This window comes from Photorhabdus luminescens subsp. luminescens (assembly GCF_001083805.1).
Taxonomy (GTDB): Bacteria; Pseudomonadota; Gammaproteobacteria; order Enterobacterales; family Enterobacteriaceae; genus Photorhabdus; species Photorhabdus luminescens.
Genome location: NZ_JXSK01000007.1, coordinates 86,957 through 100,288 on the forward strand (window position 1 = coordinate 86,957; position 13,332 = coordinate 100,288).

General features: G+C 40.6%; 6 protein-coding genes and 1 pseudogene. 3 read left to right on the forward strand and 4 right to left on the reverse strand.

What is annotated here, in order from left to right; translation table 11 throughout:
- Positions 1 to 461: 461 nt before the first annotated feature.
- Positions 462 to 1,679, reverse strand: coding sequence for a multidrug effflux MFS transporter (locus TI10_RS16285; RefSeq protein WP_049584451.1), 1,218 nt, complete (start codon positions 1,677 to 1,679; stop codon positions 462 to 464).
- Between the two features lie 564 nt (positions 1,680 to 2,243).
- Here TI10_RS16285 and TI10_RS16290 point away from each other — a divergent pair.
- From TI10_RS16290 to TI10_RS16300, 3 genes and pseudogenes are all read left to right on the forward strand, one after another.
- Positions 2,244 to 3,126: pseudogene (locus TI10_RS16290) on the forward strand (IS982 family transposase).
- 114 nt (positions 3,127 to 3,240) lie between these two features.
- Positions 3,241 to 3,996, forward strand: coding sequence for a group II intron maturase-specific domain-containing protein (locus TI10_RS16295; RefSeq protein WP_279615331.1), 756 nt, complete (start codon positions 3,241 to 3,243; stop codon positions 3,994 to 3,996).
- 396 nt (positions 3,997 to 4,392) lie between these two features.
- The gene (locus tag TI10_RS16300; protein ID WP_049584452.1) at positions 4,393 to 5,439 is read left to right on the forward strand and encodes a PDDEXK nuclease domain-containing protein; all 1,047 of its coding nucleotides are present in this window, start codon (positions 4,393 to 4,395) and stop codon (positions 5,437 to 5,439) included.
- Positions 5,440 to 5,451: 12 nt separating this feature from the next.
- Here TI10_RS16300 and TI10_RS26120 read toward each other — a convergent pair whose 3' ends face one another.
- The 3 genes from TI10_RS26120 to TI10_RS16310 all read right to left on the reverse strand — a co-directional run bounded on the left by TI10_RS26120 (position 5,452) and on the right by TI10_RS16310 (position 13,313).
- On the reverse strand, positions 5,452 to 5,736 hold the full coding sequence (locus TI10_RS26120; RefSeq protein ID WP_279615332.1) for a group II intron maturase-specific domain-containing protein: 285 nt from the start codon (positions 5,734 to 5,736) through the stop codon (positions 5,452 to 5,454).
- A gap of 433 nt (positions 5,737 to 6,169) precedes the next feature.
- Positions 6,170 to 10,630 (reverse strand): type I polyketide synthase, encoded by a 4,461-nt coding sequence (locus TI10_RS16305; protein ID WP_049584453.1) that lies wholly within the window; start codon positions 10,628 to 10,630, stop codon positions 6,170 to 6,172.
- 118 nt (positions 10,631 to 10,748) lie between these two features.
- Positions 10,749 to 13,313 carry a non-ribosomal peptide synthetase gene (locus TI10_RS16310; RefSeq protein ID WP_053093466.1) on the reverse strand — a complete coding sequence of 855 codons (2,565 nt, stop codon included), beginning with the start codon at positions 13,311 to 13,313 and terminating at the stop codon, positions 10,749 to 10,751.
- Positions 13,314 to 13,332 lie beyond the last annotated feature (19 nt).

Consider the following 13,332-nt stretch of genomic DNA (forward strand, 5'->3'; position numbering starts at 1 on the left):
AAAACAAAAGCGATTTTTTGTGGGGGCCTTCGAGGGGGCGCTGTTTGAGAGAGATACCAATAAAACCAATGACAAACAGCATGTTAATCGTGGATATGATTCCGAGTCCGGCACCAATTCAAAACGCGTTGGTTGAGAGATGAGAAAACTCAACCGGCGGCCGAAACAAGAACCCGAATGTATAACTGTAGTTAGTTTAGCTTTTCAGTACTTCGATATTGAATTGAATACAAGGGTTATGATGTAGGATACATGAGAAATTATGTGTCTTTTTTCTGCTTGAACGCAATACTTACAAATCCTATTGCAACTGCCAGGCCAATCCAAAATAAATCAATAAATTAACACGATGTTGGGTTCAATAAACCAGCTTTGTGTTTGATGATAGGATCGTCAATCTCCCTCGGTAATCACACTAATACACGTAATGTGACATCTATATTATTAACCATTTTTCATTCCTATTTTAGTTTATACTTTTTGTTTTTACTTATTTCTTTATTACCTCTATTACCAGTTATATAAATAATGCTACCGATCAAGGAAACAACGGTGATGATAGATGCCACTTTAATCGGTTCGTGGTGAGATATATAACCAATAAGCAATGATGCCAGTCCTGCACTACCTAATTGCAATGTTCCCATTACGCCGGAAGCTGTCCCGGCCGCTTGAGAATGAGTGGCAATTGCCGATGCAGTACCTAGTGGCAGCAAAAAACCATTACCGAAAGTCAATACTGATATTGTTAGCACAGAAGTTATCAATGGGTAGGAACTAAAAAACATTTGTATCGTGAAAGCGATACCTCCAACAGCAAAGATGAGATAGCCATGAGAAATCGTCTTTTTCATGCCCTGCTGGCGACTTAATTTCTTAGCAGTAAGATTACCCAACACGTAACTCAAAGAGAGCATTATATAGGTGTAACCAACATATTTTTCTGGTAATCCCATAGCTGTAAGAATAAATGGAGATTCAATCAAATAAGAAAAATATGCCGTATAAGCGAAACAAGGTATTGCTGCATAGTAAAGGAACTCTTTATTTATTATCACATGGCAAGTACTGACAAATATATTTTTAACACTCAATTTTTGGCGTTTTTTTATTGGCAGTGATTCTTTCAGAACTAGCAAGCACAATATAAGCGTGGCTGTTATAAATAAAGTAAGAAATAAAAAACAGGCTTTCCAACCATAATGTTCACTTAACACACCTCCGATCATTGGTGCGACCGCGGGCGACATTCCCACAAAAGGGAAAATAATCAGATACAAATTGGCTGCCTCTTCTTTCCCCATCAAATCATTAATAATGGCACGACTTAATGTAATACCAGCACAAGCGCCTATTCCCTGGAATAAACGCAATAATAGCAACTCACTAATATGCGTACTGTAAAAAATACCGATTGTTGAAATCAGCCATATAATCATTCCAGAAATAAGAACCTTTTTTCTTCCTAAACAATCACTCAATGGCCCATAAATAAGTTGAGAAAATGCTATACCAAATAAAAATATAGCTATTGCACTTTGTATACTGGATTCGCTAACGTGATAATAGTTTCCCATTTTACTCAAGGCGGGTAGGAATATATCCGATGAAACCAACCCTCCCATAGAAAGAAAAGCCATTAAAACGATAAATAATAAAGACGAAGATTTATTTTTCATGGACCATTAACCAATCAATATAATAAACATTACCCCAGAATAGATTCCGTATAAAATAAAAACCACGCACCAATTAAAATACACCAAATGCACACAATCACTTATTTAATGAATAAATTAATAACATCAAAACAATTATAATTTCACATTAGAAAATTCCACATTGGCATGGTTATTAATTTATACAATCTCTTTAATAATTAACATTTATAAAAATAAACTCATGTAAATATCAACTGAAAATATAGTAACATCAATAACATTTTTTAGTAAACAAAAAAACATAAAATTTAAATTCAAAAACAAATAAAAAAAACACAAAACACAACATATAATACTGAAAATAAAGTCATTATTATTATAAATATAATAACTGATGTTATTATATGAGCAATGATATATTTTTAAAAACTCACAACCTAGTAATACCAAATCACATTTCCCTACCATTGTTAAGACACGAAAACTAAGGAACCTGAACTCTGGATAAAAAAATGGAACTCAGTGCCTGTTCCAAGATCAAAATTTTCGACCAAGAAAAAAACGATCTTATTAGGAACAGGCATGGATAAACTAGTTGAACTCTTCTGCGATGTCGATGATTTTTGCCGTGTATTCATTCCACTCTGGGAACAACAGGGTATCGAGGAAGGACATCGTCAACGCAGACGTCATGGCCGCATGAGTGCCAGCGAGATTATGACCATTGTGATTGCTTTTCATATGTCACATTATCGCGATTTCAAAAATTTCTACTTTGGATTAGTCCGACGATACCCTCAACAAGACTTTCCCACCCTGCTCAGCTATACCCGGTTCTTAGGCGTCGTTTCCTCAGTTTTAGGACCGCTTTGTAGCTATTTGGCAGGTGAAAGGGAAACCCACGGGACTCGCTTTTGTCGATTCCACAAGTATTCGTGTTTGTCATAACATTCGTATCCCTCGCCATAAGGTGTTTGACGGCATAGCGAAACGAGGAAAAGGGTCAATGGGAGGGTTTTTCGGTTTTAAGCTGCATCTGATAGTCAATCATCAAGGAGAAATTGTGTCAGCTAAACTCACTCCGGGTAATGTCGATGATCGGGAGCCTGTCCGTGAGTTAGCCGCAGGATTAACAGGAACGCTTTACGGCGACAAGGGATATATCAGTCAGGCTCTGTTTGATGATTTAAACGCGACAGGGGTGACATTGATAACGGATACGCGCAGTAACATGAAGGCCAAAGCGCTCTCAGTGTGGGATAAGGTAATGTTATCAAAGCGTTTCATCATAGAAACCATCCATGATCAGTTAAAGAATATTTCTCAGATAGAGCACTCACGACACCGTAGTCTACAGGGATTCATGTTGAATGTGTTAGGAGGGCTAATCGCTTATTGTTTCAAAGAGAACAAACCGTCACTGAATATCTCCCGCTCAGAAATGGACATATTAGTGACGGCTTAACCAGAACTCAGGTTACTTAGATTCTTAAACAGCCTGTAGCATCTCTCAATTTATTATGCTTACTCTTTGTTGCGTATGGCCTGATCCCATACGCCCAATTTAGCATCACTGCGCATTTATCTTCACTGTGCATTAGGCGGTATCGCGTCACCGATTCTGGCTAATATGGCACTGGACGGGCTGGAGTGGGTGGCACAACGCGTTGCCCCTCGCCAGAAAGTCTATGTCGTTAAATATGCGGATGATTTCGTCATTTCCGGGAGTTCGAAAGAAGTACTGGAAGAACGGGTGAAACCTGCTGTAGCTGCCTTTCTCAGAGAGCGGGGTCTGGAGCTCTCAGCAGAGAAAACCCGGATAACGCATATCGACGAGGGCTTTGATTTTCTCGGCTTCAACATACGCAAATACCGTGGCAAGTTGCTGATAAAACCAGCAAAAGGCGCAGTCAAACATATGCTGAGGAATATACGAGAGCTTATCAAAACCAATGCAACCGCCAAAACGGAAAACCTGATCCGGCAACTCAACAGAAAGTTGAGAGGCTGGGCCAATTATTACCGTCATGTTGTGTCGAAAAAGACCTTTGCTTACGTTGACCATCAGGTGTTTCAGGCTCTGCTTATCTGGATAAATCGACGACATCCAAACAAATCAGCCCGATGGAAGCAAAAGCGTTATTTTCGTCGCCTTGGTTTACGTCAATGGACTTTCTTCTCGATGTTCAGGAATGTGAAGGGAGAACAGGGATGTCTCGACCTGTTCTCAATGGCGAGTACCCCGATCGTCCGCCACATCAAGATCAGAGCTAATGCGACCCCTTATGATCCGACATACCGACAGTACTTTGAGCGTCGTGCACAGATCAGATAGCCCGAAGCTGAGCATAAGGGAAGGGATTTATCCAGGAGTAAAGCACGTTGGGTTACCGGGTCATTATCAGGCCTTAGTAAGGCTTGAGCCGTGTGCGCTGAAAGGCGCACGCACGGTTCTTAGAGGGCTGGAAACAGGTAACTGTCTCTGGCTACTCTGCGAATATTCAGGGAGGATTGTCTCCGGATTTAAGATTCCCCTATACTTCAGGGCATGTTTCAAAAGTTACTTGATGAGAATAATGAATGATGAGTGCTAACTCAATCAAACAAGCGGTCTGGAATGCATATGATATTTTTCGTGATATAGGCATCCTACCCATTTGCAACGATCTGTTTTTTAAAAATACATATTCTATGTATACAGAGAAAAAATAGAAGACATGGAGGCTGCATAATGAATCAACCCGCATTACCGGAATCAAACCTATTGCTAGACAATATTAGGGCGCTATTAACCCAAGGTCGCAAACAAGCCGCACAAGCAGTCAATACTGTTATGGTGCAAACTTATTGGGAAATTGGCCGCCTGATTGTCGAAGATGAACAACAAGGACAGACGCGCGCTGAATATGGTAAGAAAGTACTCAAAAACCTTTCCACTTCTTTAACCAAAGAGTTTGGCAAAGGCTTTGATAACTCCAATCTTCGTTATATGAGATTGTTTTATATTACTTTTCCAAATCGTGACGCACTGCGTCACGAATTAAGCTGGACACACTACCGCACCTTAACCCGCATTGAAAACGAGCAAACCAGACAATGGTATATGAAAGAAGCAATTGAGCAGGCTTGGTCTGCTCGCGCGTTAGAACGCCAAATCGGTACCTTCTATTACGAGCGCTTGCTTTCTACTCAAGCAAAGCAACAAAATATCCAGTCTGTACTGGATGAAGCGCAGCAAAAAACCACGGCACTGACTTTATCGGTAAAAGATTACTTGCGTGACCCATATATTTTCGACTTTTTAGGTTTACCGAGTGCTGCACTACAAGAAAGTGAACTTGAACAAGCGCTAATTGACAATCTGCAAAAGTTCCTGCTGGAACTCGGTAAAGGCTTTGCATTTGTCGAACGTCAGCAACGTATCAGTACCGATGATGGTGATTATTACATTGATTTGGTGTTCTACAACTTTCATCTCAAATGCTTTTTGTTGATTGACCTGAAAATGCATAAGCTCACCCATCAAGATGTGGGGCAAATGGACATGTATGTGCGCATGTACGAAGAGAAAAAACGCCGCAGTGATGATAACCCAACCATCGGCTTAATTTTATGTACCGAAAACAATCATACCGTTGCCAAATATTCAGTACTCAACGACAGCAAGCAATTGTTTGCCTCAAAATACATGTTGGAACTGCCAAGTGAAGAAGAGCTTCGTTTACAGCTCGAAAAAGAGCGTCAGCATTTGTTAGATCAACAAGAAAAACCGCAGTAGAATTTTTTTACTTTAACGCGTAAAGGGGAGAAAATTTCTCCTCTTGAATCTACGCCAACTCCTTTGAAGCAATTTTGAGGCTTGGGTTTTGTGTCTGCTCAGTGCCTTGAACTTTCGCCTGACCCAGCGCACCAGCGCTTTGTTGAGTTGCCTGAAGACCTTATACAGTTCCGATCGGCAAAATTGCCCATAATAATTCAACCAGCCATTGATTATGGAGTTTAGCCAGTTTGCCAGTTGTATCAGGTTCAGTTCTATCCGCATTCGGATCTTCAACTTACGGATTTTGGATCTCATGGCTTTTTGGGCGGTTTTGCTGACTGCCGGTGTAAAACTCACAAACAAACTGTTTCTTTTACGGTTCCTGACCAACCCTGGCCTGAACGTATATCCAAGAAAATCAAAACAGGTATGTTCATATTTTCCTTTTCGTTCTACATCCTTACAGTAAGCAATCCGGGATTAGGGTCAGAAGGACAACATATTTTTATGGTAAAGGTTGTTAAGTGCTTCTTTGGTACTTTGACTAAAAAAACGGATAAATGCGAGCCCACAAGATTTCAAACGCGAGCTCTTACAAAGTAGAAAAAGAAAGCGTTTTACAACTATCATAGACCACATGTATCACAGACCACATGGTGATTTGAAAGGTAAAACGCCTTATGAGACTTTTGTTGAAAAAATGAGAGTTTACAAATGCTCTGCGAGGGAAGGTCTGAGATCTGACATTTTATGCTGCGTAATTAACTGATTTCTTTACCCTCTTATTCTTCATTCTTTGCTTTGCAAGTTGGCTCGCTGAAGTGCGAGGTTGTAATGATGTCACTTCACTTTCTTGAGTGTTATTCAACTTAGATGCCACCGCATTTTCTAGTTTCGACACGGTACTGTAGGTAAACATCATTGATATAGGAATATCGTAACAAATACGTTGCTTAAGCCTTTCATTGATTTGAACGATATCCAATGATGTAGCACCGAGTGCAAAGAAGCTGCAATGCTCGTCAATTTCAGAAAGCCCGAGCTGGTGTTGTACTTCTTCTGAAATTACCTGTTTAATCGAAATACTTTTATCTACGATCCCACTTTTAGTCTCTGCCAAAGTACTGGCTTTCTCTTTTTCCAGAGTATTTAGTCTTTCCTCAATGGGTATGACAGAAACTAATAATCGTTGTTGAGTCGCCTGTGAAAGTGCTTGTAGAAATACAGCTTCACCTTGCTGATTCGTTAACCCTGCTGTGGATGCGTCAATTTTCATATTTCTCAACGCCATGCCAACTTCCAGCCAGCGATCCCAAGCGAGAGAATAGACCTTGAATTTTAGATCTCGCCTATCAGCAATGGCGTCGAGAAATGCATTAGCAGCAACATAAGCAGATTGCCCAGGAGCGCCAGAGTAAGAGAGTAATGAAGAACATAACACCATCGAACTTAGTGGTTTCCCTTCAAAGTACGATAGCAGGTTCATCGTTCCTTCTACTTTAGCAGTCATGATTTTACGATGTGATGATATATCAGGTTGCATAATCAACGCGCCGGCATCCGAGCCAGCGCTATGGATCACCATATTAATGGCCCCATAATCATTTTCCAGACACTGTAATGTGTCGAAAAGTTGGGTTTCATCTGTAACATCCAATTGTCGCAGTATCACTTCCCCACCGAGTTGTTCAACCTTCTCCAAGCACTCAATTTGTTTAATTAACGCCGATTGCTGCTTATTTTCCTTGATACTTGCCCATTGTGAACGTTCAGGAATAGCTGTTCGAGATGCCAGCACAATACGGGCCTTATAATGTTGTGCCAGGCTTTGCGATAACTGCAAAGCGATTCCACCCAATCCGCCACTGATTAAGACTAAGCATCTCTCACGCAACCCATTACATTGTTGATGAGTTTCAACTTTTTTATTCGGCAGCACTTTGAACTCTGGCAACCAAATTTGATTATGTCTTATTGCCAATCGATGATTAATATCAGAGCTAACTAAGTGACGGAATAAAGACTGGGTTGAATTATCCTTTGCTAATTCATCGAAGGAGATGTCAATTTGATAGCCATAATGCTCTTGATGCTCGTAGTTAATTGACTGTATTAAGCCTTTCAATAATGAGATAGCTGCATCGGTGGCTTCATACCCGAGCACATTCTCAATTTGAGGCGTTAACAGAATAAACCGAGAGGCCGCGAGTGACTTAATAGACAATATTTCTTTAATACATACGAGCCATTCAAGATAATGTGCTATTGGATCACAAACAAAGTCTTCTGCATTCGGGATTAATACAAACGAACAACAGCCCGTTAGATTTAACGGAGGTAGCTTGTCAACTTCATCGACAAGGATAATATTGCGCGTTGGTAAAACACTATCGACCAACGCTCTATTGTTATCAGCGCCACGACGTGTGGTTAGAGCATATACCTGCCCTTCATGTGTCCTTTTCTCAATATCATCACACGAACTTCTATACCATACTGGTTGATACAAAATATTTTGTTTGATATCCGGTGATTTAATCTGTGGTGTTCGACCTCTTACAAGTCTATCTCTGAGCTTTGTGAACTCTTGTTCGGCAAATGCGTACACAGGTAAATGAATGAGACGACCAGATTGATTGCTTGACACTTGCCAATTCCCTAATCCGACAGTACACCACAATTTAGCCATTTGACTGTAAAAATAGGTGACATCACCCTCTGGCAAATTCGGATGTCTTAGCATATTGGCAATATGTATTTGTTGATCCGGTTTTTCTTTGAAGAACTTCTGTACACAACTGGCGAGAGCATTGCCTGGTCCCACTTCGATGAAAACAAGATCCTGTTGTGAAGAAAGCGTCTCTAAACACCCTAAAAAATCGACTTTATCTCTTTGATGGGACAACCAATATGCCGGTTTTCTAATTTCATTGTTGTCATGCCAATCACCAGATAAGTTCGACAAAATTGGGATGCTGACAGCATTAAACGCAACGGTTTGCAATGCCAGTGCATATTCATTCTGTATTTCATCGATCGTTTTAGAGTGAAACGCGTGGGTCGTTTTCAGCTTACGTGAATGAATGCCCTGTAGTTGCAAGTAAGATTCCAGGTTCTCGATGTCTTCGATAGAGCCAGATAATACTGTCGATTCTTTACCATTAAGCGCCGCAATTTCTAAACTTCCTTCCAGTAGTTCTACGGCTTGCTGTTTCGATAGCGGTACACTTAACATAGCCCCCGGAGACATCTTCTCCATCAATTGTGCTCGCCGACCAACCAAAAATAGAGCATCTTTTAGCGTAAAAACGCCTGAAACAGTCGCCGCAACATACTCACCCAAGCTGTGGCCGAGTAATATATCAGGCTGAATGCCCTTCGATTCCATCAATCGCGTTGTCGCGTATTCAATGATGAATATGGCAAGCTGTATGATTTCAGCAGGAAAGACATGAGAACTTTCCGGTTCCATTAAGTAGCTGCTTATCTGTTTTCCTTTTTCATCGTGCAAAAGCGACAAACAGTGCTCTACATGTTCTTTAAAAACCGACTCACGGAGATATAAACCTAGCCCCATAACCTGATATTGCGAGCCTTGGCCTGGATAGAGAAAAACAATACGTCTGTTCGAACGTTCACATCTACCGCGAACGAAGTCTGCTGTAGAATATGTCGCCCTGTCATCTGAACAAACTAATACAGATCGATGATTAAAATGCTCGCGACCATTTTGTAAGGTATGAGCAACGTCGGCTAATTTATTAGGATTAGAGGCTAACCACCCAATTAACCTGTTCTCCATTTCAGCCAAACTCCACTCAGATTTAGCAGACAGCGGGAGTAGTTTTACTGCATCAGAAGCTTGATCATCGTGAGGTTCACAGACATATTCTTCCAGTATCACATGAGCATTTGTTCCCCCAATACCAAATGAGCTCACCCCTGCTCGCCTCACGGTCGCACTATCCCAATCTTTACTGTCCGTATTAACATAAAAAGGTGAAGAGGAGAGTTTTGTTTTGGGATTAGGATTCGTAAAGTACCGATTAGCGCACAGCTTTTTGTGTTTTAACATCAGAGCTGTTTTTATTACCCCGGCCATGCCAGCCGCACTATCAAGGTGACCAATAATCGACTTTATCGACCCAATAGCAATACTCTGCTGTGGGACTTTGGAGAAAACTTTATTCAGAGCAGTTATTTCTATTGGATCGCCAAGCTTTGTCGCCGTCCCGTGGGTTTCAATATAAGAAATGGATTCAGCTTCAACCTTAGACATAACCAAAGCACCTCTAATCGCTTCGAATTGTCCGTCAATACTCGGCGCGGTGTAACCGACCTTCCTTGCACCGTCGTTGTTAAGCGCTGATCCCTTAATCAAGGCCAAAATAGGTCGTCCCTGCTCTAATGCAATTTTGAGCGGTTGCAACACGATCGCGCCAACACCTTCGCCACCGACCGTACCGTTCGCCATTTCATCAAATGGTCGGCAAGTTCCATCTGGAGAAGTGATCATGCCATCTTGATGTAGGTAGCCCTGTTGATGGGGTGTCACTAAGGTCGCAGCGGCAACGAGCGCTGTCTGGCACTCGCCTAACAACAAGGCTCTTGATGCCAGGTGTATCGCGGTGAGTGATGAAGAGCACGCTGTCTGGACGGTAATTGCAGGCCCTGTTAAACCCAATTTGTACGCCAGTCGAGTTGCCGCAAAGTCTTTTTCTACTAGGTTAAATGCAGAAAAAAGGCTGGCGCCATCTTGTTCACACTCCTCATAAGCGGCCATTTGCCAACCAAGTTGAGCGCTTGACGCTAAATAACAACCAACCGCCCCCTTATATTCAGACGGAACAATACCGGCAGAACCTAATGCTTCAAAACCACACTCATGTAATTTACGAATTTGCGGCTCTAAAAACTCAGCTTCACGCTTGTTATAATTAAAAAAATCAGCATCAAATGTTAGGGGATTATCAATAACCCCCTTCGCATTGACATAATTTTCACTCGAATAATGCTGTTCAGGCACGCCATTTTTCGCCAATGTTTCATCAGAAAAACGAGAGATACAATCTTTACCCTCTAGACAGTTTTTCCAGAAACTCTCTACTGTTTCACTATTAGGGAAACGACAAGAAACACCTACAATAGCTATTTCTAATCCTGTCAATTTTTGCCTGGTAAATTTGTGCATATGATTATCTTTTTTCATAATTTCCAATATTAGCAAGTGCTAAATTAGCTATTGAATTATTGAGAGACGTTTAATTAAAACATCAATATATTACAATTGATATTTTTCGAATGGATGATATTGATGAAATCTAAGTTTAAAGACCAAATATTTTCAATGCTTCATCGAACTGCTCTGTTGAATTAGCGCCGTTATCCGAATTATCTAGCGGCTGTTCGTTTTCATCTATATACTTTGCTTGTGACTGAATCGTCGTGTATTGAAACAAATCAACAACTTCTATTTCTCGAGCAAATACCTCACTCAGCTTGAAACTAAGCTGAGCTAACTTAAATGATGAACCACCTAAATCAAAGAAGTTATCGGTTAAGCTGATATTCTCCTTTCGAGTACTCAGTAAATCCGCCCAGATATCGAGTACTTGCTGTTCCGTCTCGCTATTACATGCCACAACTCTCTTTTGCACTACGTCGAAACGAGGATCGGGTAATTTAGCGTTATCAATTTTACCACTGCTATTTTGTGGGAATGAATCAACTGCAATGAAATATGCTGGAACCATATAATCAGGAAGATGAGATGCAATTTCCTTACGAAGTGCATCGAAATCAATTTCCTCAGTAGTACAAATGTAAGCGATTAATAATTGATTATCAGGATCTTTGTTATTGACTATCACATGGATATCAACGATTGGCTTAATATCATCCGCGGAATACCGTTTTAATATCTCTTGTTGAATAACTTTTTCTATTTCGCCAATTTCTATTCGATATCCGTTTATTTTTACTTGACTATCTATTCGTCCTAAATAAATCATACCTTCCTCACCAATATATCTTGCCAGGTCACCTGTTCGATAGTAACGCTTACCATTTATGAAGATAAAAGATTCTTGAGATAATTGAACATTATTGAGATACCCTTTTGCCAACCCTTTCCCAGATATAGCAATTTCCCCCACCGCCCCTTTAGGAAGAATTCGCATAAACTCATCAATCAGTACAATTTCCTCACCAGACATTGGCAGACCAATAGGAATAGTCTTGGTCTTTATCTGGCTTGAAGCGTTAAATTCAAAAGAGAGCGATTGTACGCAACATTCTGTCGGCCCATATGCGTTAGAGGCGTTAGGAACAGACGCCCAACACTGAGCGAAATTCAACCAGTTTTGCCGCTCTAGCTTTTCACCGCCAATCATCAGATGCTTTACCTGACAATCAATGCGCTGACCACTCATTTGTGACCTAATCATCCTTAAATGGGTTGGAGTACAATCGGCAATGTGGATCTTCCTGTCGCGCCAAAATTGACTGATTCTCTTGCCATCTTTCCTGACTTCATCAGGCACAATATGAAGCGTATGGCCCAGTAAAAGCGCTGGATACATCTGCTGTACCGACGCATCAAAACTTAGGGCTGATATCATTGAGACGTTCAAATCCCACGGGTAATTGCGATAAACCTTTTGCTCTAGTCCTTTGACCAAATTGACGACGGCACGGTGAGGAATTTCAACCCCTTTTGGATTACCCGTCGAGCCAGAGGTAAAAATAACGTAAGCGGAATCTTGACCATTAATTTCAGGCAATTGAACATCTTGTGTTGCATCAAATCCATCTTGTTGCAGATTGTCATAGGTAATCTGGCTGTATTCTTCCAATTCCAGTCTGGTATCAATTGACGATATAACTAATCGCATGTCTGCAATATCTAATACATATTTCTTTCTGCCAACAGGCCAATTGATATCAAAAGGACAGTATTTTCCGCCGGCTTTCAGCACCGCGAACATTGCCACTATTGCTGAGCAAGATCGCGACATATGTATACCAATCGTATCGCCTCTTTCGATACCTAACGCGATTAATCCGATGGCACAAGCATCGCTCAATTTATCCAGTTCAGCATAACTCAATTCCCCGACGCCATCTGCGATAGCCGTTTTTGCAGGATGAATACCTACCTGTTGCTTAAATAAAGCCAGTATCGATTGTTCGGTATCAATACCGTTTTCTGCTTCAATAACATTTAAGTAAAAGGGATCAGGTATTAGCAACTCAGAAACTTTACCATCAGAGCGTATTTTACTCGCCCAAGATTCCACCATATTCATCATAGTGGTGACGTATTCTGAATCGTATATGGAAGTCACTTCACATGATATCAGCGCATTATCATGTTCAAAGAATAATTGCGATAAGGAGCGCTCAGAAAATTCATCAGACGCCTTTTGACAATTTTTCAATATAACAGATAAAGGGAAGGTGACTGTATTATCAAAAATGTTTTGAAAAGATTCTACAGAATACGCAAGCTTTTGTTGCATATTTGTTGAAGCAGCTACGATTACCTCTTTTAAGGCGCACTCACTATCAAAGTTAAACGGTAAGCATAATATCTTTGGCTCAACAGAATCTTCGAGGTAATTTCCAGTAACAACAGTTATCTCAGAACTCTTCAACATAATTGCCTGAACATAAGCGGTCAAAGAGGTGAGCAACATACTCAATCGTTTATTTGAACCATTTGCAATTGAGAGTAAAGTGTTTGAAGTTTCTTCAGAAAAGCTAAACTTTGTTGGTTTAGATGAGATATCTTTGCAATAAGAAATCTCGCACTCTGGACTACGGTATTCAGATAAGAATCCCTTCCAATAATTTACCGTAGCTTCACTAATTACATTACCATTATCAGCCATTTTAATATCTCATCTTTAA